Source organism: Nocardioides baculatus, assembly GCF_016735675.1.
In the GTDB taxonomy this organism is placed as follows: domain Bacteria; phylum Actinomycetota; class Actinomycetes; order Propionibacteriales; family Nocardioidaceae; genus Nocardioides; species Nocardioides baculatus.
In genome coordinates this window covers 929,284-954,644 of sequence record NZ_JAERSG010000001.1, presented here as the reverse complement: position 1 = coordinate 954,644, position 25,361 = coordinate 929,284, and the positions used below count along the sequence as shown (strand labels likewise).

Sequence of the window (25,361 nt, the reverse complement as noted above, 5' to 3'; positions counted from 1 at the left end):
GTCTAGCCCGGCAGTCGACCACGGGGAGATCGGCTGTCGGGCCGGCAGGGAGCGACCTACGATCCCGGCACGGGCACGTCGTGCGTACGGCCCACGCGGGGGTGCGAGGTGGGGACCAGCACCGCTGCCGCCGAGCCCACCGTCCTGCTCCTCGGACCGGTCCAGGTCGCGGATGCCGTGGCGACGTCGGCGCCGCGCGAGCGGGCGCTCCTGGCCCGGCTCGCGATCGACGCCGGCCGCACGGTCGGCGTCGACCGCCTGGTCGACGACCTCTGGGGCGAGGACCCGCCGGCCAGCGCCCGCAACGCCCTGCAGGTGTACGTCTCCCACCTCCGCGCCCGGCTCGGCCGCCAGGCGGTCGTCACGCTGGGCGGGGGCTACCGCCTCGAGGTGGCGCCCGACCAGGTCGACGCCCACGTCTTCGAGAGGCTCGTCCCGGTGGCGATGGGTGAGCGGGCCGCCGGCAGGGCGCACGACGCCGTCGCCACTCTCGACGCGGGACTGAGGTTGTGGCGCGGCGAGGCCATGTCGGACCTGACCGACTACGCCTTCGCCGTCGTCGAGGCGGCTCGCCTCCGCGAGCTGCGCGGCACCGCCCTCGAGCACCTCGCCGAGGCCCTCCTCGAGACGGGCGACCTCGACCGGCTGACCGATCGCCTGGCGCCGGCGCTGCGCGACTTCCCGTTCCGCGAACGACTGAGGGCGGCGGTGATGACAGGTCTCTACCGGCAGGGCCGGGCCGTCGATGCGCTCGCCCTCTACGCCGAGGTCGTCGACCAGCTGCGGGCCGAGCTCGGCCTGGAGCCGGGACCGACGCTCGCCGCGCTCCAGCACGCGATCCTCAACGACTCCCCCGACCTGGCCGCACCGCCGAGCGACGGCCTGCCGACCGGCGAGCTGACGCTGCTGGCGGCCGTGCTGGACTCCCCCGCGGCGCTCGAGGGCCGTCTCCAGGAGACGTACGGCGACGCCGTGCTCGCGCAGCGCGACCTGCTGCGTGACGCCGTCGCGGCGCACGACGGACTGACGTGGGCCGCCGACGGCGAACGGCTGCTCGCCGCGTTCCGCAGCGCCGACGAGGCCGTCCGGGCCGCGGTGGACGCGCACCGCGCGCTGGCCGGCCACGACTTCCCCGACCACGCCGACGTCCGGGTGCGGATCGGCGTGCACACCGGCGTCCCCCGGGTCGTGGACCGGCACTACGTCGGGACCGAGGTGCACCGCGTGGAGGAGGTCGCGCTCGCCGCGGCAGGCGGCCAGACGCTCGCGACCGCCGCCACGGCGGCAGCGCTGGTCGGCACCCGCGCCGACTCCGACGAGGACCGGGTCCTCGTCACCGACCTCGGCACGCACCGGCTGCCCCACGTGGCCCTGCCCGAGCGCCTGCACCAGGTCTCGACGCGGGCCGACGACGCCTTCGCGCCGCCACGCACCCTCGGCGGCCGGGGCAACCTCCCGCGCACCGCCGTGCAGCTCGTCGGCCGCGCCGACCTGCTGGCGAGCCTCGTGGACGAGGTGTCCCGGTCCGGCACGGGACTCACCACGCTCGTCGGTCCGGGAGGCACCGGCAAGACGCGTCTGGCCATCGAGGTCGCCCGCACGGTGGGTGCGACGCTGGCCGGGGGCGTCTACTTCGTGCCGCTGGAGACGGCGCGCGACCAGACCGACGTCTGGGCCGCGCTGGCGGCGGCCCTCGACCTCCCTGCCGACTCCGGCGGTCCGACTGCGGTGCTCGCGCACCTGGGCGGTCGACGCACGCTGCTCGTCCTCGACAACCTCGAGCAGGTGGTCGACGTCGACGTCGTGCTCGCGGCCGTCCTCGACGCCGACGGCGACGTCACGGTGCTCGCCACCTCCCGACGCCCCACCGGCGTCCTCGGCGAGCGCCTGCACCGGGTCGACCCGCTCGACGACGGTGCCGACGGAGTGGCGAGCGAGCTGTTCGCCCGCTACGCCGAGCTGGCCCGGCCGGGGTTCGTGGTCGACGACGCCAACCGCGACGCCGTCGCCCGCATCTGCCGGCGCGTCGACGGCCTGCCCCTCGGCATCGAGCTCGCCGCCGCCCGCGTGCGCCAGCTGCCGCCGTACGCCCTCGCCTCCGCCCTCGACGAAGGACTTGCCCTGGTGACCGCGGGGACCTCGCGGCACCCGAGGCAGCGCGACCTGCACGCGCTCACGGCGTGGTCCGTCGACCTGCTGCCGCCGGAGCAGGGCCGGCTGCTCGAGCTGCTGGCCGTGTTCGTCGGCGGGGTGGACCTCGAGACCGTCGCCCGCCTGCCCGTGCCGGACGGTTCACCGCAGAACCCGGTGACCGACCTGCTCGCGCTCGCCGACGCCAGCCTCGTGCGCGTCTCCGACGACGACCGGCCCCGGGTGAGCCTGCTCGAGACCGTGCGCGAGCACGCCCTCGCCCGTCTGCGGGCGTCGGGACGCGAGGACTCGGCGCGCGACACCCACCTCGCGCTCGTGCTCGAGCTCGCCCGCCGACTGCACCCGCGGACCACCACGAGGGCGCACGCCACCGACGTGGTCCTGCGCGAGCGCCGCAACATCGAGTCGGCTCTCGCCCACGCCGTCGCGTCGGGCCCGGACGGCGTCGAGGCTGCCGCCGAGATCCTCACCTGCGTCGGCGAGGTCTGGCACCAGCTGGGCGGGGGCGCCTTCGACGACATCCAACGCGTCTCGCTCGCCGTCCCGGCCGACTCACGCCACCGCGGGTGGGTGACCTACTGGAGCTATCGGCGGCTCTGGGACCTCACGGACGACCTCCCGCTCCTGCTGGAGACCACCGCCGACGCCGAGGCCACGATGCGGGCGGCCGGCGACACGGGTCCTCTGGCGGCCCTGCTCGGCTACGGCACCGACCTGGGTCGCGATGCCGGTCTCGGCGTCCAGTGGGGGGTGGACCGGGCACGGGAGGCAGTCGAGCTCGCCCGGCCGCTCGGGGAGGACTGGCTGCTCGCCGCCGCGCTCGGCTCGCTGGCCCGCACGCTGGTGGAGGCCGGGCGACCGGAGGACGCGCGCCGGCTCCTGGGCGAGGCGCGCGCCGTCGCCGCGCGTGCGGGCGACGTGCACCGGCTCGACATGCTGACGATGACCGAGTCGCAGATCGTCGCGGGGCTGGGTCGCGCCGAGGACGCCTGGACACTCGGCGTGGAAGGTGCAGCCGGACTGGTCGTGCTGCGCTCGGACGGAGCCCGCGCCGTCGCCTGCCGACAGCTGACCAGGCTCGCGTCGCTCACCGGGCGCCACGAGGCCGCCGCCGTCCTCCTCGGGATCACCTTGAGCAGCTTCGTGCGGATCGGCAGCGTCGTCAGCGCGATCGACCACGAGCACCTGCGCAGCGACGTCGCCGCGACGATCGAGTCATGCGGCGAGGCGGAGTTCGACCGCCTCGTCGCCCACGGCCGCGACCTGTCCTCCGACGACGCCGTCTCCTGGCTGCTCGACCTGCTGGCCGACGCCCGCTGACCGGCGTACGACCGTGGGCTAACGTCGGACGGCGTGAGCTTCACCGGATTCCCCGTCGCCGCACTCGACTTCTACGACGACCTCGAGATGGACAACACCAAGTCCTTCTGGGAGGCCAACAAGCCGGTCTGGAAGGACGCGGTCGAGGCGCCGATGAAGGCGCTCGTCGCCGAGCTCGAGCCGGAGTTCGGCCCGGCCAAGGTGTTCCGGCCCTACCGCGACGTCCGCTTCGCCAAGGACAAGACGCCCTACAAGACGCACCAGGGGGCGTACGTCGGCGCCGGCCCGTCCACCGGGTGGTACGTCGAGATCTCCGCCCGCGGCACCCGCGTCGGCGGAGGCTTCTACGACGCCGACGGGCCGCGGCTGGCTGCGATCCGGGAGGCGATGGCCGACGAGAAGACCGGCAAGGCGCTCGAGCGGGTGCTGGGGAAGCTCGAGAAGGACGGCTTCGAGATCGGCGGCGACCGGCTCAAGACCTCACCGCGCGGCTACGACGCCGACCACCCGCGGATCGAGCTGCTCCGCAGCAAGCAGCTGATCGCCAACAAGGCGTACGGCTTCGAGACCGACGCCATCGACGCCGGGCTCGTCGACCGGGTCCGCGCGGACTGGAAGACGCTGCGCCCGCTGGTCAGCTGGCTCCGGGCGATCCGGGTCGACTGACCCTCACGCGTACCAGGCCGTGCTCGTCGCGAGCGCCTGCATCTCCGCCATCGTCAGCACAGGCTCGTCAGCCACGACCTCGCCCTGCTTCTCGTCGGTCGTGTTGCGCGCGATGACGCTGATCTGCCACCCGTCGTGGGTCGCGAGGGTCAGCGAGCGCTCCAGGAAGCTCTCCGGCACACCGGTCCCGCCGGACGGGCGTACCTCCTCGCGCAGCAGACGCGAGCCGTCGGGCAGCGTGGTGCAGTCGGCCTCGACCTCTGGCTCGCAGATGTGACTTGGCGCCAGTGGCTGCCCTCCGTCCGCGACGACGAGCGGGTTGTTGTACCAACGGATGGAGAACGACACCTGCGCCTCGTCGACGGTCGCGTAGTAGAGGCGGGCCTGGTCCTGTCCGGACTGGTCGACCTTGATCCGCTGGACGGCGGAGGCCCCTGTGAGGCCACCGATCCGGGCCAGCATCTCGATCGGCGTGACGAGCGGTCGCAACGCGTCGGCCGACGGTGGTCGGTCCGGGTCGGGCGGCGGGGACGGGCTCTTCGTGGCAGTCGCCCCCTCGGTCGCGATACCGGGGTCGCGCGTGCTGTCCGGTCCGCCCTGGGGTACGACGGCCGCCAGCGCGCCGACGACGCCGATCACGGCGAGCGAGGCGACCGTCGTACCGATCCGGGCGCGGCGCTGGCGCGAGCGACCGCGGGTGATGCCGCCCCTCACGAGGCGTTCGACGTCAGGGGCGAGGTCGTCGCTGGCGCGACGCAACAGCTCGGTGACACCGGTGTCGTGCTGGGTCATCTGGTTCTCCTAGGTTTCCAGCAGGTCGCGGAGGGACGGGCCCAGCACGGCGCGGAGGCGGTCGAGCGCACGGATCGTGCGGTTGCGCACAGCGCCGGGGCTGACCCCGAGCGCGTGCGCCGTGTCCGCCACCGACACGTCCTCGAGGTAGCGCAGGACCAGGACCGCACGGTCCATCGGCGCCAGCTCGTCGAGCGCTGCCCTCAGGGCGAGTCCCGTGGCGGCGTCTCCACGATCGTCGCTGGCCTCGGGCAGGTGCTCGGTGGGTGTCTCGTGGTTGCTGCGTCGGCGCTGGGCACTGATGTAGGTGCGGGCCAGCGTCGTGTGTGCGTAGGCGACCGGGTGCTCGATCGGTGCGCCCAGGCGACGGTGCCACCGCACGTAGACCTTGGCCAGCGTGTCCTGGACGAGGTCCTCGGCGCGGTGGGCGTCGCCGCACATCAGCCACGCCGCGCGGTAGAGCTGGGGGGTCCGCGCGACCGCGAACTCCTCGAACTCCTCGCTCGTGCGGGGCATGTCTCTCCCTGGGTGTGGTTCGGCGTCACGAGGGAGACGCACGGGAGGCGCCTGACGTCACACCAGACTAGGTAAAGACCGTCTTCCGTCCGACAGCGTTCGGCCCGTGTTCACGCGTACGTCGTACGCGACGGCGAGGCTGGCGCCATGGCCAAGAGACTGTTCCTGCTCCACCTCGGTCCCGACCCGGTCGACCTCGACGCGATGCACGACGGCCTCCGGCTCGGGCGCGTCGCGACCCCCGACGTCGACCCGGAGGTGCTCGACCTCGCGGGCATCGAGATCTGCCGCACCCACAAGGCCGCGGGCCTCAGCCGCAAGGAGGTCGAGGGCGCGTGGGCGGCCGTCTGCCGCAAGGCGAGGAAGGCCAGGGCCGACGTCTTCGCGAGCGTGCCGGCGTTCTTCGACGCCACCTCCGAGCAGGCGGCGCTCGCCCTCGACGGCCTCGCCGGCTTCAAGGTCGTGCTCGTGGTCACCAGCGGCTTCACCATCCAGCCGCCCACTGCCTGGGTGTCGCTGGTCAAGGAGGACCGGGTGCACGTGCTGCCCGACAACCTCGGCGACGAGCAGCTCGCCGCGCAGGTGGCCCGGATCGCGCTGATCGAGGAGGAGGCCCGCCTCGACAAGCGGCTCGCCAAGATCTCGCGGCGCCGCAAGCAGGTCACCAAGCGGCTGGCCGCCTGACCCTGGAGTCACCGGATATCCGGTGACCGCCACGCTTGTCGGCCGAGATCCGGGCCACGAACCGTAGGACTCGGCATCCAGGCTCGGTCAGTGCGGCTGCCAGGCGTCCTCGTCGGCGGTGAGGGCGGCGACGCCCTCGGGCAGCCTGCCGTCGGCGAGGTCCTGGATGGTGACCTGCTCGAAGACCGACCGCAGCGAGCTGCGGGCGGCGATCCAGACGTGCTGGAGCACCTGCGCCGAGTCGTCGTACTCCACCGCCTCGGGACGCAGCCCGTAGACCGAGACGAGCGGGCCGTCGACGGCGCGGATCACGTCGGCGACGGTGACGGTGCGCGGCTCCCGCGCGAAGCGCCAGCCGCCCGACTGGCCGCGCTGCGACACCACGACGTCGGCACGGCGGAGGTCGGCGAGGATGGCCTGGAGGAAGCCGTGGGGGATGCCCTGGGCCTTGCCGAGCTGCTCGGCGCTGACAGCCGTGCCGTCGGTGCGCACCGCGATCTCGATCAGGGCCCGGAGGGCGTAGTCGGCTTTGGCGGAGACGCGCATAGGTGCAGTTTGTCAGATATGTCGGCAGAGACAGTGGTGCAAGGCTCCGACGGCCCCCGACATGTTCGTACGCCGCCACCCCCGCGCGTGCGGGAGCGACGGCGTACGACGCTCGTGGATCAGGCCGGCACGGTCTCGAGCTCGCGCTCGTCGGCAGCGGCCGCCTTCGACAGGCGCTCCTGCTTGACGGCCCAGACGATGCCGGAGACCCAGAGGACGAAGATCACGGCGGCGGCGACGGCGACGCCGACACCCGGGACGCCGACGGCCTCGAGCAGCGTCTTGGAGTTGGTGAGGATGATCAGGCCACCGGCGGCCACGCCGAGGACGCGGGCGGCGAGGTGCTTGACGAGCCAGGCCGCGATCGGAGCGGCGATCACGCCACCGGCGAGCAGCGCACCGGCGTAGCCCCAGTTGATCCCCTGCGAGCCGAGGCCGAAGAGGAAGCCGAGCGAGGCGCCGACGGCCACGACGAACTCCGAGGTGTCGATCGAGCCGACGACCTTGCGGGGCTCGAGGCGACCGCTCGAGAGCAGCGAGGTGGTGCCGACCGGTCCCCAGCCGCCGCCACCGACGGCGTCGAGCGTGCCGGCGACCAGGCCCATCGGGGCGAGGAACATCGCGGAGGGGTGACCCTTGAAGGTCGGGCGCTCACCACCGAGCTTGAGGAAGCGGTAGACGACGTAGAAGCCGAGGCTCAGCAGGATCACGGCGACGACCGGCTTGGCGATCGCGGCATCCATGTTGGACAGCAGCGTCGCGCCGATGAAGGCGCCGACGAAGCCCGGCAGGGCGAGGATCGACACCGTGCGCCAGTCGACGTTGCCGAACTTGTGGTGCGAGGCACCGGAGACCAGCGAGGTGCCGATCTCGGAGAAGTGGACGGCGGCCGAGGCGGCGGCCGGCGCGACGCCGGCGGCGAGCAGCAGGGTCGAGGACGTCACGCCGTAGGCCATGCCCAGGGATCCGTCGATCAGCTGGGCGACGAGGCCCACGAAGCCGAGAACGATGAGCTTGCGCATGAGGGTCCTTCCGGATGTCAGGTCGTGCTAGTCGAGCGACTGAGGTATGTCGGGTGAAACAGTAGAGATACTCAGACTGATAGGCAACTCCGATCACCTCCTCGGCGCGTCCTGCCACGCGGCCCACCCCGCGCCGGCCTGTGACCCGCGACATCGGGCGTTCGTGTTGCGCGCGGTCCGTCAGCGAGGCATGATCTTGTTACTGGTCAGTAGACCGACCAGTAGCCGTGATCGCAGACCCTCGTACATGGAACAGGTGGAACGCAGTGAGCCACTACAAGACCAACCTCCGCGACATCGAGTTCAACCTCTTCGAGGTGCTCGGCCGCGACGAGGTCCTCGGCACCGGACCCTTCGGCGAGATCGACGCCGAGAGCGCCCGCGAGATCCTCCGCGAGGTCGAGCGACTCTCCCGCGAGGACCTCGCCTCGTCCTACGAGGAGAGCGACCGCAACCCGCCGGTCTTCGACCCGGCCACCCACACCGCCCCGGTGCCCGCGTCGTTCAAGGCCAGCTACCAGGCCTGGATGGACTCGGAGTTCTGGCGCCTCCAGGTCTTCGAGGAGATGGGCGGCACGCCGGCCCCCTCGTCGCTGATCTGGGCGATCGGCGAGATGGTGCTCGGCGCCAACGCGCCCATCTGGATGTACGCCGCGGGTCCCGCGTTCGCCAACGTCGTGCACCGCAACGGCAACGAGCGCGACAAGGCCGTCGCGCAGTACATGGTCGACCGCCAGTGGGGCTGCACGATGGTCCTCACCGAGCCCGACGCCGGCTCCGACGTGGGCGCCGGTCGCGCCAAGGCCACCCCCAACGACGACGGCTCGTGGAACATCACGGGCGTCAAGCGCTTCATCACCAGCGCGACGCACGACATGAGCGAGAACATCATGCACCTGGTCCTCGCGCGCCCCGAGGGCGTCGAGGGCGCGGGCGGCCCGGGCACCAAGGGACTCTCGCTCTTCTGGATGCCCGAGCACCACTTCGACCTCGAGACCGGCGAGCTGACCGGCGAGCGCAACGGCGTCTACGTCACCAACGTCGAGCACAAGATGGGCATCAAGGTCTCCAACACCTGCGAGGTCACCTTCGGCGACCCGCAGGTCGGCGGTGGAGAGCCGGCCAAGGGCTGGCTGCTCGGCGAGGTCCACGACGGCATCGCGCAGATGTTCCAGGTCATCGAGAACGCCCGGATGATGGTCGGCACCAAGGCCATCGCCACCCTCTCGACCGGCTACCTCAACGCGCTCGACTACGCCAAGGAGCGCGTCCAGGGCGCCGACCTGACGCAGGCCGCCGACAAGACGGCTCCCCGCGTCACGATCACGCACCACCCCGACGTACGCCGCTCGCTGATGACGCAGAAGTCGTTCGCGGAGGCGATGCGCGCGCTGGTGCTCTACACCGCGACGTGGCAGGACCAGGTCATGGTGGCCGAGCACGCCGGCACCGCCGACTCCGACGAGGCGCGCCTCGCCGCGGCGGTCAACGACCTGCTGCTCCCGATCGTGAAGGGCTACGGCTCCGAGCGCTCGTGGGTGCTGCTGGGCACCGAGTCGCTCCAGACCTTCGGTGGCTCCGGCTTCCTGCAGGAGTACCCGATCGAGCAGTACGTCCGCGACGCCAAGATCGACACCCTCTACGAGGGCACGACCGCGATCCAGGGCCAGGACTTCTTCTTCCGCAAGATCGTCAAGGACCAGGGCAAGGCGCTCGGCCACCTCGCGAAGGAGATCGAGGGGTTCATCGCCTCCGAGGCCGGCAACGGTCGCCTCAAGAACGAGCGGGCCCTGCTCGCCACCGCGCTCGAGGACGCCAACGCCATCGTCGGCCACATGATCAACGACCTGATGTCGTCGGCCGACGAGCTGCGCAACATCTACAAGGTCGGGCTCAACACCTCGCGCCTGCTGATGGTGCTCGGCGACGTCGTCTGCGGCTGGCTGCTGCTGCGCCAGGCCGAGGTCGCCCTGCAGAAGCTGTCGGGCGAGGTGTCGGCCAAGGACAAGGCGTTCTACGAGGGCAAGGTCGCCGCGGCCCAGTTCTTCGCGCAGACCAACCTGCCGAAGATCACCGCCGAGCGCGCCATCGCCGAGGGGATCGACCTCGACCTGATGGACCTCGACGAGGCCTCCTTCTAGCGAGTCGGCGCATCTGTTCGCGCCACCCCCATCGAGTCGGCGCATCTGTTCGCGGTCCGCGAGCAGATGCGCCGACTCGATGCATTTCCTACGTACAGATGCGCCGACTCGACCTTCTCTTCGCGCACAGATGCGCCCACTCGATGACAGGTGTCACGGTGAGGTCGTGACAACCGCACGGGAGACCTGAGGGCGTACGCCGACAGGCTGGGGCCATGACCACACCAGCCATCCACGCCAGCGGCCTGCGGAAGTCGTTCCGTGCCACCGACGGGACGACGGTCGTGGCCGTCGACGACGTCGACCTGACGATCGAGCCCGGCGAGATCGTGGCCTTCCTCGGGCCCAACGGCGCGGGCAAGACGACGACCGTCGACATGCTGCTCGGCCTGACCGCACCCGACGCCGGCACCATCGAGGTCTACGGCACCTCCCCCGCCGAGGCCGTACGCGCCGGCAGGGTGTCCGCGGTGATGCAGACCGGCGGGCTGCTCAACGACTTCACCGTCGCCGAGACCGTGAGGGCGATCGCCGCGCTCCACGGACGTCCCGACCGGGTCGGCCTGGTGCTCGAGCGGACCGGCCTGACGGGTCTGGCGAATCGCCGCGTCGAGGCCTGCTCCGGCGGGGAGCAGCAGCGGTTGAAGTTCGCGCTCGCCCTCGTGCCCGACCCCGACCTGGTGATCCTCGACGAGCCGACGACCGGCATGGACGTCGGCGCCCGCCAGGAGTTCTGGCAGACGATGCGCGCCGACGCCGCGCTGGGCCGCACGATCGTCTTCGCCACCCACTACCTCGCCGAGGCCGACGAGTTCGCCGAGCGGACCGTCCTGATGAACCGCGGCCGCATCGTCCACGACGCGGCGACCAGCGACGTACGGGCGGCGTACGGCGGTCGGACGCTCACCTTCCGCCCGCCCGCCGAGGTGGTCGGGGCCGACGGCATCGACGCCGCCTGGCTCGCCCGGGTGCGTGACGCCCTGGCACCGCTCGGCATCAGCGACCTGGAGGTGTCGGCCGCCAGCCTGGAGGCGGCGTTCCTCGCGCTGACCCAGGAGAACGACGACGACCTGATCGGAGCTGCACGATGACCAGCACGGCCCTCACCGCGACCACCACCCGCACCCGTACGGCACCGCGACCCGCGATGGTGGCCTACGCCCGGCTCGACCTGCGTCGCCAGCTGCGCGACCGGATGGCGATGTTCTTCATCGTCGGACTGCCGACGTTCATGTACCTCGTCTTCGGACTCGGCTCCGACGACGCCGTCGGGAGCGGCAACGTCGCGATGTACATCATGATCTCGATGGCGTGCTACGGCGCGGTGACCGCGACGACGGGCATCGCCGGCAGCGCCGCGACCGAGCAGATGATGGGCTGGGGACGCCAGCTCGGGCTCACCCCGATGCGACCGCTCGCCTTCGTGGCGGCCAAGGCGGCCCTCGCGATGGTCGCGGCGGCCATGCCAGTCACCCTCATCTTCGCCATCGGCGCCGTCACCGGCGCCCGCGGCGCGTGGAGCGACTGGGTGCTGGGGGCCGCGATCGTGTGGCTCGGGTCGGCGCTCTTCGCCCTCTACGGCCTGGCGGTCAGCCTGGTCTTCCGTGGCGCCAACGCCGCGGGCATCGCGTCGGGCTTCATCGTGATCATGGCGTTCCTGGGCGGTCTCTTCACGCCGATGAGCGGGGTCATGCTCGACATCGGCCGGTTCACCCCGCTCTACGGCTACGCCGCGCTCGCCCGCTACCCGCTCACCGACGGGTGGCTCCCGATCGGCGGGCACGACCCGCTGTGGCTGCCGATCGCTAACGTGGCCGCGTGGACGGTGATCTTCTCGCTGCTGGCGATGTGGGGCGTACGCCGCAGTCGGGCGCGCACGTGAGCGACGCGCAGCTCCCGCCGAACCCGTGGGAGAAGTGGGGCTGGGCGTTCGCGGCGATCTGGCTGGTCTTCCTCGTCTTCCCCATCGTCGCCGTCACCGACTCGTCGCTGCCCGCTGCGGCCAAGGCGGGTGCCTTCCTGTGCATCGCCGGCTTCGCGGTCGCGAACGTGCTGGGTTACTCACACCACCGGAGCACCTGGGTCTGCCTCGCCGTCTGCGTCGTGCTCGCCCTCGCCACCGTGCCGGTCATCGGGATCGACGTCATCTCGTTCACGCCGTACCTCGCGATCCTGTCGGCCCTCGAGCTGCCGAGCCCGGCCTGGAAGTGGGCGGTGGGCGTGTGGTTCGTGGCCCCGGTGTTCTCGCTCCTCGACATCGACGGATTCCCGACCTACTTCTTCCTCATGCTCTGGCCGATCATCCTCGGGGCGGTGATGCTCCGGATCTTCGGCGAGCGCGAGCAGCTCGCCATCGCGGCTCGCGGCGAGCACGCGCTGGTCTCCGAGCGCGAGCGCGTGGCCCGCGACGTGCACGACGTGCTCGGCCACTCGCTGACCGCGCTGTCGGTGAAGGCCGAGCTCGCGGCCCGACTGGTCGACCTCGACCCCGAGCGGGCGAAGGAGGAGCTCGAGTCCATCCAGGCCACCGCGCGCCAGGCGCTCGCCGAGGTCCGTGCCACGGTGGGCGGCCTGCGCGCCGGCAACCTCGAGGCCGAGCTGGCCGCCGCCCCTCGCGTGCTCGCCGACGCGGGCATCTCGACGAGCGTCGTGGGCGACGTCGCCGACACCGACCCGCGCCACCGGGCGCTGATGGCCTGGGTGCTGCGCGAGTCGGTCACCAACGTCGTACGCCACGCGCGGGCGCGGTCCGTCGTGATCGAGCTCGGCCCCGACGGCATCACCGTCACCGACGACGGCGCGGGCTGCAGCGGCGCCGAGGGCAACGGCCTGCGCGGGATGCGCGAGCGGGTCAGTGGCGCCGGCGGCACGCTCGACGTCTCCCCCGGCACTCCGGGCACCCGGGTCCGGGTGGCGCTCCCGTGATCCGGCTGCTGCTCGCCGACGACCAGGCGCTCGTACGCGGCGCGCTGGCTGCGCTGCTCGACCTCGAGTCCGACCTCGAGGTGGTCGCCCAGGTCGGTCGCGGGGACGAGGTGGTCGAGGCCGCGCGCGCCTCCGGGGCCGAGGTGTGCCTGCTCGACATCGAGATGCCCGGCCTCACCGGCATCGACGCGGCCGCGGAGCTGCGCCGCGAGCTGCCGGGCGTGCGCTCGCTGATCGTGACGACCTTCGGCCGTCCGGGCTACGTCCGCCGCGCGATCGAGGCAGGTGCCTCGGGCTTCGTCGTGAAGGACACGCCCGCGCGCCAGCTCGCGGACGCCGTGCGCCGGGTGCACAGCGGACTTCGGGTGATCGACCCGGACCTCGCCGCGGAGTCGTTGATCGACGGCCCGAGCCCGCTGACCGGTCGTGAGCGGGAGCTGCTGACGTACGCCCTCGACGGCTCACCGGTCGCCACGATCGCGGCGAGGGTGCACCTCTCGGAGGGCACGGTGCGCAACCACCTGTCGGCGGCGATCGGCAAGACCGGCGCGACCACGCGCAGCGAGGCGGCCCGGATCGCGCAGGACCGCGGCTGGCTCTGAGCCGTCGCGATGAGCGAGTCAGGCCGCCGGCGCGAGGAAACGGTAGGACACCGTGAACCGGTCGACGTCGACCGAGTCGGAGCCCCGCGTCGTGAAGCTCCAGCCCACCCCGGCCGGGACCACCACCTCGTTGTCGTCCTCGTCGTAGTACGTCCTCCCGGCGCCTCCGCTCGGGTTCGTCACCCACGGTGTCTCCGCGCCGGTCGACGACACCACCGAGACGGACTGCGCGCCGGTGGCACCCAGGGCGAGCTCGCCGACGTCACCCTCGCCGGCCGTGGTCGGTGCCCCGGTGAACCCCACCCTGGCCTCGGCCACCCCGCGTACGCCGGTGGCTCCGGGCACGAGCAGTCGGTGCGACCGCGTGGCGAGTGGGTACCTGAACTCGCCGGTGCAGTCGACCGAGCGATAGCTGAGGCCCTCTGCGAAGAGGGAGCTCGGCGCGACCGATCCGCACGGCAGGTAGTCGCCGCACCCGCTGCCCAGGCACGGCTCGCTGTACGACGTCTCGACCGGGGTCACGGTCTCGGTGCGCTCCTGCCACTCGAGCTCGTCGTCGGACACCCAGATCCTCAGCGGCTCGGACCGTCCCGTGTTGCCGGCGAGGTCGCGGCCGGACGCGACCGCGGTGTAGCGGCCCTTGGGCAGTGGCTTGCCCCCGCGGATGGCTGCCCACCCCACGGTGCGGCCCGTGCCGAACGAGGGGCCGTTGGGACCCGTCCGTCGCTCGTCGAGGTCGGCGCGCCGGACGACGCGACCAGTGGAGCTGCGGATGACGAGCTCGAAGACCTCGACCTTGTTGTCCCACACGTTCGCGGTGATCGGGAGGGCGTCCTCGACGACGGTGCTGCGCGGGTACACGCGCGCGGGGACCCCGGGGCTCGCCCCGTAGGTCGGGGCGGTCAGGGTCGGGTCGAAGTGCGTGTCGACCTGCACCTTGTCGATGGCACGGTAGGAGAAGAACCCCTCGCCGGGGTCGGTGTCGAAGAGCCGGATGACGTAGGCCCGGTCGATGACGACCTTGCCCGACTGGTTGCGACCGTTCCAGGTCCAGGTGTGCGTGCCCGCCGGCTGCCACCCGAGGTCGACCCGACGCTGGACCGTCCGGTTGCGTGCCGGGCCGATCGTCAGGCGGACATGCGTGCGCTCGGGAAGCCGGTAGCGGAACGTCACGGCGTCCTGGATCCCGTCGCCGTTCGGTGAGAAGCGGCTGGGGCCGCTGATCGCATAGCGCCCCGGAGTGGACGCATCGGCGGCGGGCAGCACGGCCAGCGCGGGCGCGGCGAGCGCCAGCAGGGCGACGACGCGGGCGAGACGAGGGATCACGAGCGCTCCTGGCAGACATTCGGCACCGACGTGCCGGGCGCAAGGGTAGACGCACCCGGAGCGCCCGAGGTTGCCCCTCGGGCGCCCCGAACCTGCGCGTGACGCCGCGTCACATCTCGCGGCGCTCCTCCACGTGGGTGGTCTTCGAGCGCTGGTTGTTCATGACGAGGCCGAGCACGAGGGCCAGGACACCCGCGATGACGAGGATCCAGCCGACGGTCGTCGGGTCGACGACGTCCTGGACGGAGGCGGGAAACTCCTTGATGGCGAACAGGAGGATCAGACCGATGACGAGCAGCAGGATGCCGATGCCGATTCCCATGACGACTCCAACTTTCCGTGAGGTGTCGAGGCAGCCGGCTCGGGACCGGCCTGTCCCAGCAGCGTAGGGCTGTCGGACGTGCGAACGGCGCAACCCGGTCCCCGGCAGGGGTGGGTCGCGCCGTTCGGCGATCGGTCGATCAGGTCACTTCACCTTGCCGACCTTGAGCTTCACCGACTTCGACGTCGAGCCTGCCTTCGCGGTCACCTTGACCGAGAGCTTCTTACCCTTCATCGCCCGGGTGATCTTGAGCTTGGACTTCGTCGCCTTCTTGATCGCCTTCTTGCCGGCGAACCACTGGAACTTGTACGACACGGCGGTGCTCGCACGGAACAGCTTGTCGAGGCCCGTCACCTTGATCGTCTTGCCGACCCTGGGCTTGCCCGAGGTGCCCACGCCCTCGAGGACCGCTGCGAGGCCGGCCGGGACGTCGACCGCGGGGGCCGGGGGCGTGACGACCGGCGGGGTCACCACCGGCGGGGTGACGACCGGAGGAGTGACCGGAGCGGTCGCCGTCACCGGGGCCGTGGCTGCCGAGACACCTTCGCCGTAGTCGTAGCCGGAGCGCTCGTACTCGGCGTAGACGCGGACGGTGATCGGCAGGCCGATGTCCGCAGCCGTCAGGACGTAGGTCGGACCGTCGGCGCCGCCGACGTACTCGTCGCCGCGGAACCAGGCGTACTCGAAGTCGGTCGGCTGGACCCCGCTGGAGTCGCTCGTGTTCCAGGTGCCGGTCGTGGCGGTCAGCGTCTGACCCACGACCGTGGCGCCGGAGATCGTCGGCGGCGCGGTGCTGACGAACTGCGCACCGGTCTCGGAGTTGTGCTCACCCACCACCAGCTCGGCGTTGATGCCGGGCACCGTCACGTCGTTGCCGACGACCACGTCGGTGGCGTTGCCGAGCAGCCGGACGTTCTTCCAGAACTCGCGGGTGTAGTCGCCGTCGACCGACCCGGCGAGCTGGACGCGGTAGGTGCCCGAGGGAAGGCCGTCGACCCGGTACTGGCCGAACTCGTCCGCCGACGCGTAGGCGACGTACTCCCACCGGTTGCCGACCTTGGTGAGCACGTCGACCTCGCCGTCGGTGACCGGAGCGGTCCCGCCGACGCCGCTGGCGGTGATCGTGCCGGTGATCTCGGAGTCGAGCTCGAGCTGGGCGTTGATGTTCTGCACCAGTCCCGCGCTCGCCACGGTCACGTCCGTCGCGGCGCTTCCCTCCAGCGTGCGTGCGTTCTGGTAGTACTCGGTGGCGTAGGTGCGCTCCCCGTCGGCGTCGTCCATGAACCGGATGCGGTAGTCGCCGGCCGCCAGGCCGGAGAGGTCGTAGGACCCGTCCGCCTCGGTGGTCTCGGAGGTGACGGAGTCGTAGTAGCTCCCACCGTCCTCGACGATCTCCTCGTAGGCGACCACCCGGATGCCCCCCAGATCTCCGGTGTCGCCCGGCCCCGTCACCTTGCCCGTGATGTGGGCGGCGACGGCCAGGTCGGCGTTGGCCACGGCGGGCGTGGCGGAGGTCGCCGAGACGGCATCCGCGTCGGCCGAGTGGACGTAACGGGCGTTGTCGTACGCCTCGTCGGCGAACGCACCCGAGTGGTCGGCGAAGCTGATGCGGTACTGACCCTCGGGCACGGCGATGGAGTAGTCACCGGACCCGTCCGTGAAGTCGTAGTCGGCCCAGCGCCAGTAGTCGTCCTCGACGTCGTAGGCGTAGAGGCTGACCTGGACGCCCTCGAGCCCGGCGCCGCTCCCGGTCACCTTGCCGGTGACGGTGGCCATGGCGCCCTCGGCGTGCGCGGCGGGCACGAAGCCCAACGCCGCGACGGCCAGTGACGAGGTGAGAAGTGCGGCGGCAGGCCGACGCAGACGTGCATGCATGATGTACCCCCAAGTACGGAGGAGCGACGCCGCGAGTCGGCCCGGTCCTTGTCGTGGACGCTAGGCGCGATCCGTCGCGAGCGTGGCGGAACGCCCGCATGGACCGGAACAAACTGACCGATCGGCTCAGCCCGTAGGGGTGGACTCGATGTCACCACCCCCTACGCTTCCGAGCATGTCCGAGGACCAAACCGACTCCGTGGCCGACGCCGAACGCCTGTCCGCCCTGGTCTCCGTGTGGTGGGAGGCGGTCGACTCGTTCACCCGCATCCTCGAGCACGTCGGCGAGGACCAGTGGGCCACGCCGACCGACCTGCCCGGATGGGACGTCCACGCCGTCGCCGCGCACACCGCGCACCTCGAGTCGCTGCTCGCCGGACGACGCCACGAGGAGGTCGACATCGGCGACGCGCCCCACGCGATCGGCACGATGGGCCACTTCACCGAGCAGGGTGTCGTGGTGCGCCGTGACGAGTCGCCGGACGCGCTCATCACCGAGATCCGCGAGTCGACCACCGCTCGCCACACCCAGCTCCTCGCCGACCCGCCGATCGACCCGTCCGTCCCGGCGCCCGGACTCTTCGGGGCGATCGGCTGGAGCACCGGGCTGCTCCTGCGCAACCGGCCGCTCGACGTGTGGATGCACGAGCAGGACGTGCGCCGGGCGCTCGACATGCCGGGCAACCTCGACTCGGCGCCCGCGCTGCACAGCGCCGCCTACCTGATGGAGAGCCTGCCCTTCATCGTCGGCAAGCGGGCGCAGACCCCGGCCGGCGACGTCGTACGCCTCGAGGTGGACGGCCACGATCCCGTGTCCGCCGTCGTCGGCGAGGACGGCCGCGGCCGCACCGCCACCCACGACGACGGACCGCCGGCCGTCACGCTCGGCATGGACCGTGGGACCTGGATCGTGCTGGCCGGCGGGCGCCGGGCCGCCGAGCCCGGCGTCGTACGCATGTCGGGGGACGCGGAGCTCGGCGCGCGCGTCGTCGCGGCGCTCGGGGTGACGCCGTGAGCGAGACCGCCTGGACGACCGACGACATCGGCGACCAGACTGGTCGGACGGCCGTCGTCACCGGCCCGACCCAGGGCGGGCTGGGCTTCCACACCGCCCTCGAGCTCGCCGCTGAGGGGTTTCGTGACGGTCGCTGCGCGACCTCCTCGACCAGCGGTGGAGGTCACTGGCGGTCGCGGACCCGCACCAGGCCGGCGAGGGTGCCGAGCCAGGCGGAGCCGTCGGCGCCGAGGGCGATCCGCGATCCGTCGCTGCCGGCCATCAGCCCGGTGCCGGTGCGCACGCTCCACATCGAGCGGCCGGACCCGGCGTCGAGGGCGGTGAGGTACCAGGCGCTGACGCCGGTGAGGGACGGCCGCTTGGTCCAGGCGTAGACCAGCCCGTTGGGCCAGCTGGCCGTCGCCCCCGAGCTCGGGGACACCGCGTCGCTGGTCCACTGCACCACGCACCCGCCGTCGACGAGGTCGACGCGGGAGATGCCGGGGTCGGTGGTGAAGCCGAGCAGGGTGCTGCGCGGTGAGGAGTAGCCGTGGTTGTTGGCGATCACGACGCCCCGGCCGAGTGAGGCGAGCGTGCTGTCGGTGGCCCCGTCACCCTTCTCGAAGACCGACTGGCGGCAGAGCGCCGCACCGCTGTCGCGCACCAGGAAGGCCACTCCGAGCCGTCCGTCCAGCTCGTCGGTGATCGCGACGGCGCCGCCGTCGAGGAGCACCGGCGCCGAGCCGCTGGCGCCGGCGTACTCCGTGCGCCAGCCGACCTGGGGCGTGCCGTCCGGGCCGGCCGTCAGCCTGCGGAGCGCGTCGTCGGTGACGACGTAGGCCCCGCCCTCGTCGACCGCGAGGCCGTGCCGGACGGGCTCGGCCAGGTCGGTGACGGCCACCCGGCCGGAGTCGGGCTCGATCGTGCCGACGAGGCCGGCCCGCGAGACCCACCAGACCAGGCCCGTCCAGTCAGGTGCGATGCCGACCACGCAGTCCCCGAAGGGGATCCACGGCTTGAGGTCCCACGTGGCGTCCGGGTCGAGCGCAGCGGCCCCGCCGGTGCGGTGCGTCGACACCGTGCGCCCGGTGGCCACGACCGCGCGGTCGCGGTCGTCGACGTAGAACGCGTCGGCGGCGCAGGCGGTGTCGTCGTCGACCTCACCGAGCTCGTGGGTGGCGGTGATCTGCAGCGTCTCCGGGTCGACGAGCCGCAGGACCTCCGCCGAGCCGTCGGTGCACCGGGCGACGAGCACCCCGCTCGACGTCGGGGCGATCTCGCCGCACCGCTGCGTCCCCAGCCAGGCCGTCTCGACCTCCGGCTGCACCCCCAGCGGGCCGGGTCGGCCCGCGGGTGCTCCTGCGGCACGGTGCGGGTTCTGCGGGACCTCGGTCGCGATCGGTTGTGGCAGGGCCGGCCGACCGACGTAGGACGGCACGGCCCACGCGCCCGGGGCGGGCGGGATCGGCAGCACGCCGTCCGGGATCGCAAGGATCGCCGCGAGCAGGCCACCGACGGTCGCGACGACGATGCCCACCGAGCGGCGGTCGGGCTGCGCGAGGTCCTGCACCCACCAGCGGACACGCGGGATGCCCAGCAGCGCGGCCGCGACGACGAGGACGATCGGGCCCCAGGCCAGCCAGAGCAGCAGCAACGCACCGACCAGCCAGACCACCGGGAGACCCTAGGTCACCCGACGCCCCTCCACGGGGAGGCGTGGCCGGTGCTCGCGCGAGCGGCTCAGTCGGTCGTCGGACGCGGGCCCTGGCCGGTGACGGTCAGGTCGGCGTAGGCGCCGAAGCCCTCGGCCCCGCGCACGAAGATGCGCGAACGGCTCGGCACGGGGACCCGCACGGGGGCCGGCTCGTGGATCGGGATCGCGTCGGCCTCGGCGCGCGGACGCACCACCAACGGGCCGCTGAACTGCTCCAGTGCCTTGATCCGTCCCGCGACGTCCCAGCTCAGGTCGTCGTCGTTCTTCTTGCTCCGCATCGCGGACTCCTCTGATCCCGGAGCGGCCCCCCACGGACCGCTACCACACCCCAAGGCTAGGAGCGCTCGCGCGCGCCGGAGGCGACTAGACGAACCCTTCGGGAAGTCTTCGGAACACGGTCCAGACCGCTGGCCCGAACCCGGTACGACGGCCACCGAGGGCCGTGGATCGGCGCCCCCGGACGCCCCCGGACGCCCCCGGACGGCCCCCGGACGCCCCAGTGAACGACACAGAACCGGCTCCCGCACCTGCGCCCGGATCCGTGAAGATCCGAACGCGCGTGCGGGAGCCGGTTCGTGACGACCGTGCCGCGGCGCCCACTCCCCAAAGTGGACGCCGCGACCAGGTCAGGCAGCCGGCGGTCGAACCGCCGAGCTGATGTCCACGGCCCCCCGTGGCCGCGGGACGACGGGCTGCGCCGTCTCCGCGCGGACGTCGTGCGTCGCAGCCGTCGCCGGCCGCTCCTTCTGCCCCACTGCACCGACCCTGATCATCGGGTGCCTCCCTGATGTGTTGACTGGTTCATCCGTGTCTCGATCCCCACGATCGATATCCCTTGGTAAGGAAGGATGCTCCCAGTGTGCTCCTGATACATCCGTACAACTACTGCTGATCCGCAAACGGTACGCAGGTCCAGACCAGCGGATTCAGTGGCAACAAGTGGCAAATAACGTGGAAACCGTCAGGCGACGCTCACAATCACGGCTCGTCACGACACCTTCCCCACCTTGATCGTGACCACCTTGGCAACCCCTCCGCTCCTCAGCGCGACCTTGACCTTGAGCTTCTTGCCTCGCATGGATTCCGTCAGCTTGAGGCTCGAACGAGTCGCCTTCTTGATCTTCGCGCTGCCTGCGTACCACTGGAACGTGTAGGCGATCGTTCCGCGCAGCTGGGTGACGAGTCGCGTCACCCGGATCGTCCTGCCCACCTTGGGCTTTCCGGTGAGGTCGAGACCCGCCGCCACCCGGGTGAGCTGCGATGCCACATCGGGAACGGGAGTCGGAGCCGTGGTCGGCGTCGGGGTCGGGGTTGTGGTCTGCGTGACCGTCGGGGTCGGGGTCGGGCTCGGAGTCGTTGAGACGACATCGCCCTCCGCTTCGGCGTACCACGCATAGCTCGGTGCGGCAGTCGCGCCCCGAGCGGTCACCAGCACGCCGATCGTCGCGCCGACGTGCTCGGCCCGCGGGACGAAGGTGCTCCCCGTCTCGCCCGAGATGGGCTCGCCGTCGGCCTGCCAGACGTACTCGAAGGTCGCGCCACTCGGTGACCACGTGCCCGGGGACACGCTGAGGGTGGCGCCGACCTGCGGCGTGCCCGTCACCTGTGGAGCCGTGACGTTCTCGTAGCGCTGGGTGAACATCGACATGTCGACGGTCACGGCGGCTTCCGGAGCCACGGTGATGTCATCCGCGTGGTTCACGACGTCCGCGGTCTGCCAGCACGTGCTGGTGCTGCTGCTGCTCGAGAAGTAGTTGAAGCACATGCGGTAGGTGCCGGGACGTAGCCCGCCGATCTGGTAGCTGCCGTTCGGACCTGTGCTGGTGGACCCCGAGTACGTCCACTCCCCGGCCGTGTTCCGCGCGTACGCCGTGACGTAGACGCCAGTGAGCGGCGACCCGCTGATGTCCTTCACCGTGCCCAGGAGGCGGGCTTCCTTGATCAGGGTCGCGTTCCTGCCGGCGACGACGGCGCCCTCTGCCACCGAGATGTCGGTCGCGGTGGCAATGGTCGGCTGGTCGTTCCAGCACTCCGCGAGGTGGCTCCACGTCTGGAAGCAGACGCGATAGGTGCCGGCCGGGAGGTTGCCCACGTCGTAGTTGCCCGAGCCGTCGGACGTCGCGGACGAGACGTACCGCCACGGCATCATGGAATCGGCCGTCTTCTCCTGGACGGACACGGAGATGCCCGAGAGTCCCGTGCCCGCGAGATCGGTGAGCCGACCGGTGATGTGTCCGGCTCGTGCGAGCACGGCGTCCTTGCCGGTCACCCGCTCCCCGGCAGTGACGACGACGTCCTGGGCCAGGTCCGCGGTGGGCTTGTCGTTCCAGCACTCGCCGAGGAAGTTGCTGCCGTACGACTCGAAACACACCCGGTACGTGCCTGCTCGCAACCCGCCGATCTCGTACGTGCCGCTCGAGTCGGTCTGGCCCGAGCGGACGTAGCCCCAGTAGGTGTCTCCCGGGCTCTTCTGGCGGATGCTCACGCTCAGGTTGGGGATGGCGACGCCGTCGGAGTCCTTGACCGTGCCGGAGATACGCGCCTCCGTGGCCAGCACGGCGTTGATGTCGCCCACGCGCTCCCCTTCACCCACCGGGATGTCGAGGGCCTGCTGGACCGTGGGCGCGTCGTTCCAGCACTCGTTGACGTACGTGTTGCCGTACGAGTCGTAGAAGCACACCCGGTACGTACCGGTGCGCAGTCCGCTGACTTCGTAGGTTCCGTCGCTACTGGTCTGCGCTGACGCGACCCCGCTCCAGGAGGACTGGCTCGGCGCCCATTGCTGCACGTTCACCTGGATGCTGCCGATCCCGACGGCGTTCGCGCTGGTCACCGATCCCGCGATGCGGCTTCCCTTGACCAGGACCGCATCCGCATCGCTGGCAGCACCGACGACGACCGGGATGTCCTCGGCCTGGTAGACCGTCGCCTTGTCGTTCCAGCACTCGTCCAGATAGGTGCCGGCCGTGTCGTCGAAGCACACCCGGTAGCGGCCCGCGGGAAGCTCGCCGAACGCGTAGTCGCCCTGCGCGTCCGTCTGGGTCCACCCAGCGGACTGCCACCCCCACTGACCCAGCGCGTAGTAGGAGACAGAGATTCCCGGCAGTCCCGTGCCGGAGCTCGTGACCGTTCCCGAGATGCCGCCCGTGGTCGCGGCGGTCGCAGGAATCGCCACCAGGGCCGGCGCGCAGAGGACGAGCACGACGAGGGCGAAGCGGACGATGACGTGCTGCAGGCGTGCGAGGGCGCGCAAGAGGACCTCCGAGTTGGCAGCCCCCACGGCTGCGTCAGGGAGCACCTTACGAGCGCCGGCCCCCTGAGGGGCGGGAACTCGGAAGTACCCACCCCAAGGAAGGTTGGGCGTCAGGCAGCGGCCCGTGCTTCGCTCTCCAGCTTGCGTCCGAGCAGGCGACGGGTACGCCGGTCACCGGTCGCCATCTTGTAGAGGATGGCAAGTTGCTGGGGCGCGTTCTTCGCGTTCGTGGTCTTCATCCACCCGTTCGGCAGCGACAGGCGGATCACCTTGTGCCAGGCCGACGCGACCTGCTGGGGCATCGGACGCGCGCAGTAGGTGAGGTCGTACTTCTCGAAGAGCGCCTGGACCTTGGGTGCGATCTCCGCGTAGCGGTTGGACGGCAGGTCCGGGAACAGGTGGTGCTCGATCTGGTGCGAGAGGTTGCCGGTCATGATGTGCAAGGCCTTGGACCCGGAGATGTTGGCGCTGCCGAGCATCTGGCGGACGTACCACTCGCCCTTGGTCTCGCCCTCGATCGAGCGCTTCTCGAAGGTCTCGACGCCCTCGGGGAAGTGACCGCAGAGGATCACCGAGTTCGACCAGAGGTTGCGCACGATGTTGGCGGTGAAGTTGGCCGCGAGGGTCGGCAGGAACGAGCCCGTCGGGATCGACAGGGCAGGGTGGACGACGTAGTCCTTCGTGGCCTGCTTGCGGATCTTGCCGAGCACCTGCTTGGCGCGGCGGCGGAAGTCGGGGTCCTTGGTCTGCTTCTTCGCGATGACCGAGCCGAGCTCGAGGTCGTAGGCGGCGATGCCGTACTCGAAGAAGACGGCGTTGATGAAGCAGAAGACCGGCTGGGCCAGCGACGCCGGCGTCCACGGCTGGTCCTCGTCGACGCGCATGATGCCGTAGCCGAGGTCGTTGTCCTTGCCGATGACGTTGGTGTAGGTGTGGTGGAGCTCGTTGTGGCTGTGCTTCCACTGCTCGGCGGGCGAAGCCATGTCCCACTCCCAGGTGCTGGAGTGGATCTTGGGGTCGCGCATCCAGTCCCACTGGCCGTGGAGGATGTTGTGGCCGATCTCCATGTTGTCGAGGATCTTGGAGACGCTCAGGCCGAGGGTGCCGAGCACCCACGCCGGCGGGAACGCGCTGAAGAGGAGCACCGCGCGCGAGCCGAGCTCGAGCTTGCGCTGGGTGTCGATGACGCGGCGGATGTAGGCCGAGTCCGCGGCACCCCGGGAGTCGAGGACGTCCTGGCGGATCGCGTCGAGCTCGACGCCGAGCTGCTCGATGTCGGCCTCGGTGAGGTGGGCGATCGGGTTGGACTGGCCGAGGACGGCCTTCTTCTGGATCGTGGTCATGTCGATCTCCTGGGGGTGGGGAGTCTGGGTCAGTGGTCGATGTGGCAGGGGCCGGCGGCGGCGTTGATGCAGGTCTGCACCTTGATGTCGCCCGTCTCGCCCGGAACTGCGGTGGTGATGGCGCCGTTGCGGAGGTCACGCACGCTGCCCTCGCGCAGCGGGATGACGCAGCCCATGCAGATGCCCATCCGGCAGCCGCTGGGCATCAACATGCCTGCCTCCTCGGCCGCGTCGAGGATCGGCGTGGCGCCGTCGAGGTCGAGGCTGGTGCCCGAGGTGAAGCTCACCGTGCCGCCGTCGCCGGGCTCGACCCGCGCGGTGCGGAACTGCTCGGTGGTCAGCGTGATGCCTGCGGCCTCGTGGTGGACGGCAAGCGCGTCCAGCAGGCCGGCCGGCCCGCAGGCGAGCGTCGTGCGCTGGGCGAGGTCGGGCACGAGGTCGGCCAGGTGGTCGACGTCGAGGACGCCGTGCTCGTCGTCGTACCGCGCGACGAGGCGGATCGCGCCGGCGGCGTCGAGCGCCTCGAGGTCGCGGATGAAGATCGAGTCGGGGTGGCTCGGCGCGACGTGGACCACGACGATGTCGTGGACCTCGCTGCGCGGCAGGCGCAGGACGCCGTCGTCGGTGCTCGGGTAGAGGTTGCGCAGCATCCCGATGACCGGCGTGATCCCGGACCCGGCGGTGACCATGAGGAACTTGCCCCCGGCGGGCGGGAGGACGAACTCGCCGGCCGCCTGCTCGAGGTGGACCAGGGTGCCGGGGCGCGCCTCGTGGACGAGGTGGTTGCTCACCAGCCCGTCGGGCACGGCCTTCACCGTGATGGAGATGCGGCCGTCGCGGCGCGGGCCGTGGGTGAGCGAGTACGCGCGCCACTGGCGTACGCCGTCGACGTCGATGCCGATCCGGAGGTACTGGCCGGGCACGTGACCCGCCCAGTCGGCTCCGGGACGGATCACGATGGTCGCGGCGTCGGCGGTCTCGGGGTGCACGGACTCGATGCGGCCGCGGAGCTCGGCGCCCGAGCGGAGCGGGGCGAAGAGGTCCATGAAGTCGGACGGGAGGTAGGGCGTGGTGGCGGCCTCGGCGACGCGCACCAGCTGGTCACTCAGTCGCCGGCTCCGGCGGGCGCTGCCCGTGGGCGGTTCGAGAGTCGTGGTCATAGGTACACA

General features: G+C 71.4%; 21 protein-coding genes. 9 read left to right on the top strand and 12 right to left on the bottom strand.

Annotated elements, in window-relative coordinates; genetic code table 11:
- Nucleotides 1–108: 108 nt before the first annotated feature.
- Entirely contained in the window at nucleotides 109–3,471 is a 3,363-nt protein-coding gene (locus JI751_RS04630) for an AfsR/SARP family transcriptional regulator (RefSeq protein ID WP_201933892.1), read from the top strand.
- Between the two features lie 33 nt (nucleotides 3,472–3,504).
- Nucleotides 3,505–4,137: a DUF2461 domain-containing protein gene (locus JI751_RS04625; RefSeq protein ID WP_201933882.1), complete on the top strand. Its 633-nt coding sequence runs from the start codon at nucleotides 3,505–3,507 to the stop codon at nucleotides 4,135–4,137.
- A gap of 3 nt (nucleotides 4,138–4,140) precedes the next feature.
- On the opposite strand, the gene JI751_RS04620 is transcribed toward JI751_RS04625, so the two are convergent.
- Together JI751_RS04620 and JI751_RS04615 are read right to left on the bottom strand one after the other, a co-directional pair.
- Complete coding sequence (locus JI751_RS04620) at nucleotides 4,141–4,929, bottom strand: hypothetical protein (RefSeq protein WP_201933881.1); 789 nt, start codon at nucleotides 4,927–4,929, stop codon at nucleotides 4,141–4,143.
- A 9-nt stretch (nucleotides 4,930–4,938) separates the two neighbouring features.
- A complete protein-coding gene (locus tag JI751_RS04615) occupies nucleotides 4,939–5,445 on the bottom strand; it encodes a SigE family RNA polymerase sigma factor (protein ID WP_201933879.1) in 507 nt (168 codons plus the stop codon).
- A 147-nt stretch (nucleotides 5,446–5,592) separates the two neighbouring features.
- Between JI751_RS04615 and JI751_RS04610 the strand changes: the two genes are divergently transcribed.
- Nucleotides 5,593–6,129 carry a hypothetical protein gene (locus JI751_RS04610; RefSeq protein WP_201933877.1) on the top strand — a complete coding sequence of 179 codons (537 nt, stop codon included), beginning with the start codon at nucleotides 5,593–5,595 and terminating at the stop codon, nucleotides 6,127–6,129.
- Nucleotides 6,130–6,216: 87 nt separating this feature from the next.
- On the opposite strand, the gene JI751_RS04605 is transcribed toward JI751_RS04610, so the two are convergent.
- Nucleotides 6,217–6,675: an RrF2 family transcriptional regulator gene (locus JI751_RS04605; protein WP_201933875.1), complete on the bottom strand. Its 459-nt coding sequence runs from the start codon at nucleotides 6,673–6,675 to the stop codon at nucleotides 6,217–6,219.
- A gap of 119 nt (nucleotides 6,676–6,794) precedes the next feature.
- Nucleotides 6,795–7,697, bottom strand: a complete 903-nt coding sequence (locus JI751_RS04600; protein WP_201933873.1) for a sulfite exporter TauE/SafE family protein — start codon at nucleotides 7,695–7,697, stop codon at nucleotides 6,795–6,797.
- Nucleotides 7,698–7,963: 266 nt separating this feature from the next.
- Between JI751_RS04600 and JI751_RS04595 the strand changes: the two genes are divergently transcribed.
- From JI751_RS04595 to JI751_RS04575, 5 genes are all read left to right on the top strand, one after another.
- A complete protein-coding gene (locus JI751_RS04595; protein ID WP_201933871.1) occupies nucleotides 7,964–9,838 on the top strand; it encodes an acyl-CoA dehydrogenase in 1,875 nt (624 codons plus the stop codon).
- A gap of 215 nt (nucleotides 9,839–10,053) precedes the next feature.
- Nucleotides 10,054–10,929 (top strand): ABC transporter ATP-binding protein, encoded by an 876-nt coding sequence (locus tag JI751_RS04590; RefSeq protein WP_201933867.1) that lies wholly within the window; start codon nucleotides 10,054–10,056, stop codon nucleotides 10,927–10,929.
- A complete protein-coding gene (locus JI751_RS04585) occupies nucleotides 10,926–11,720 on the top strand; it encodes an ABC transporter permease (protein ID WP_236665544.1) in 795 nt (264 codons plus the stop codon). Before JI751_RS04590 ends, JI751_RS04585 begins: the two co-directional genes overlap by 4 nt.
- Nucleotides 11,657–12,763, top strand: coding sequence for a sensor histidine kinase (locus JI751_RS21710; protein ID WP_201933865.1), 1,107 nt, complete (start codon nucleotides 11,657–11,659; stop codon nucleotides 12,761–12,763). The genes JI751_RS04585 and JI751_RS21710 overlap by 64 nt, the downstream gene beginning before the upstream one ends.
- Nucleotides 12,760–13,365: a response regulator transcription factor gene (locus JI751_RS04575; protein WP_201933862.1), complete on the top strand. Its 606-nt coding sequence runs from the start codon at nucleotides 12,760–12,762 to the stop codon at nucleotides 13,363–13,365. Before JI751_RS21710 ends, JI751_RS04575 begins: the two co-directional genes overlap by 4 nt.
- A gap of 18 nt (nucleotides 13,366–13,383) precedes the next feature.
- Here JI751_RS04575 and JI751_RS04570 read toward each other — a convergent pair whose 3' ends face one another.
- The 3 genes from JI751_RS04570 to JI751_RS04560 form a co-directional block, all read right to left on the bottom strand.
- On the bottom strand, nucleotides 13,384–14,691 hold the full coding sequence (locus tag JI751_RS04570; RefSeq protein ID WP_201933859.1) for a FlgD immunoglobulin-like domain containing protein: 1,308 nt from the start codon (nucleotides 14,689–14,691) through the stop codon (nucleotides 13,384–13,386).
- A gap of 109 nt (nucleotides 14,692–14,800) precedes the next feature.
- Nucleotides 14,801–15,013, bottom strand: coding sequence for a DUF6458 family protein (locus JI751_RS04565; RefSeq protein WP_201933857.1), 213 nt, complete (start codon nucleotides 15,011–15,013; stop codon nucleotides 14,801–14,803).
- A gap of 144 nt (nucleotides 15,014–15,157) precedes the next feature.
- A complete protein-coding gene (locus JI751_RS04560; RefSeq protein ID WP_201933855.1) occupies nucleotides 15,158–16,888 on the bottom strand; it encodes a hypothetical protein in 1,731 nt (576 codons plus the stop codon).
- Nucleotides 16,889–17,063: 175 nt separating this feature from the next.
- Here JI751_RS04560 and JI751_RS04555 point away from each other — a divergent pair, with 175 nt between their 5' ends.
- Complete coding sequence (locus JI751_RS04555) at nucleotides 17,064–17,903, top strand: maleylpyruvate isomerase family mycothiol-dependent enzyme (RefSeq protein WP_201933852.1); 840 nt, start codon at nucleotides 17,064–17,066, stop codon at nucleotides 17,901–17,903.
- Between the two features lie 163 nt (nucleotides 17,904–18,066).
- On the opposite strand, the gene JI751_RS04550 is transcribed toward JI751_RS04555, so the two are convergent.
- The 5 genes from JI751_RS04550 to JI751_RS04530 all read right to left on the bottom strand — a co-directional run bounded on the left by JI751_RS04550 (nucleotide 18,067) and on the right by JI751_RS04530 (nucleotide 25,352).
- A complete protein-coding gene (locus JI751_RS04550) occupies nucleotides 18,067–19,557 on the bottom strand; it encodes a PQQ-binding-like beta-propeller repeat protein (RefSeq protein WP_201933846.1) in 1,491 nt (496 codons plus the stop codon).
- 65 nt (nucleotides 19,558–19,622) lie between these two features.
- A complete protein-coding gene (locus tag JI751_RS04545; RefSeq protein WP_201933844.1) occupies nucleotides 19,623–19,874 on the bottom strand; it encodes a hypothetical protein in 252 nt (83 codons plus the stop codon).
- A 710-nt stretch (nucleotides 19,875–20,584) separates the two neighbouring features.
- Complete coding sequence (locus JI751_RS04540; protein ID WP_201933843.1) at nucleotides 20,585–22,849, bottom strand: carboxypeptidase regulatory-like domain-containing protein; 2,265 nt, start codon at nucleotides 22,847–22,849, stop codon at nucleotides 20,585–20,587.
- A gap of 110 nt (nucleotides 22,850–22,959) precedes the next feature.
- Nucleotides 22,960–24,192: a fatty acid desaturase family protein gene (locus JI751_RS04535; protein ID WP_201933842.1), complete on the bottom strand. Its 1,233-nt coding sequence runs from the start codon at nucleotides 24,190–24,192 to the stop codon at nucleotides 22,960–22,962.
- 29 nt (nucleotides 24,193–24,221) lie between these two features.
- Nucleotides 24,222–25,352 carry a ferredoxin reductase gene (locus JI751_RS04530; RefSeq protein WP_201933840.1) on the bottom strand — a complete coding sequence of 377 codons (1,131 nt, stop codon included), beginning with the start codon at nucleotides 25,350–25,352 and terminating at the stop codon, nucleotides 24,222–24,224.
- Nucleotides 25,353–25,361 lie beyond the last annotated feature (9 nt).

What these genes read in the sequence shown, in the direction of transcription:
- JI751_RS04530 (WP_201933840.1), bottom strand. Translation starts at nt 25,352, where the DNA reads ATGACCACGACTCTCGAACCGCCCACGGGCAGCGCCCGCCGGAGCCGG.
- JI751_RS04555 (WP_201933852.1), top strand. Translation starts at nt 17,064, where the DNA reads ATGTCCGAGGACCAAACCGACTCCGTGGCCGACGCCGAACGCCTGTCC.
- JI751_RS04560 (WP_201933855.1), bottom strand. Translation starts at nt 16,888, where the DNA reads ATGCATGCACGTCTGCGTCGGCCTGCCGCCGCACTTCTCACCTCGTCA.
- JI751_RS04610 (WP_201933877.1), top strand. Translation starts at nt 5,593, where the DNA reads ATGGCCAAGAGACTGTTCCTGCTCCACCTCGGTCCCGACCCGGTCGAC.
- JI751_RS04590 (WP_201933867.1), top strand. Translation starts at nt 10,054, where the DNA reads ATGACCACACCAGCCATCCACGCCAGCGGCCTGCGGAAGTCGTTCCGT.
- JI751_RS04585 (WP_236665544.1), top strand. Translation starts at nt 10,926, where the DNA reads ATGACCAGCACGGCCCTCACCGCGACCACCACCCGCACCCGTACGGCA.
- JI751_RS04620 (WP_201933881.1), bottom strand. Translation starts at nt 4,929, where the DNA reads ATGACCCAGCACGACACCGGTGTCACCGAGCTGTTGCGTCGCGCCAGC.
- JI751_RS04545 (WP_201933844.1), bottom strand. Translation starts at nt 19,874, where the DNA reads ATGCGGAGCAAGAAGAACGACGACGACCTGAGCTGGGACGTCGCGGGA.
- JI751_RS04535 (WP_201933842.1), bottom strand. Translation starts at nt 24,192, where the DNA reads ATGACCACGATCCAGAAGAAGGCCGTCCTCGGCCAGTCCAACCCGATC.
- JI751_RS04600 (WP_201933873.1), bottom strand. Translation starts at nt 7,697, where the DNA reads ATGCGCAAGCTCATCGTTCTCGGCTTCGTGGGCCTCGTCGCCCAGCTG.
- JI751_RS04565 (WP_201933857.1), bottom strand. Translation starts at nt 15,013, where the DNA reads ATGGGAATCGGCATCGGCATCCTGCTGCTCGTCATCGGTCTGATCCTC.
- JI751_RS04615 (WP_201933879.1), bottom strand. Translation starts at nt 5,445, where the DNA reads ATGCCCCGCACGAGCGAGGAGTTCGAGGAGTTCGCGGTCGCGCGGACC.
- JI751_RS04605 (WP_201933875.1), bottom strand. Translation starts at nt 6,675, where the DNA reads ATGCGCGTCTCCGCCAAAGCCGACTACGCCCTCCGGGCCCTGATCGAG.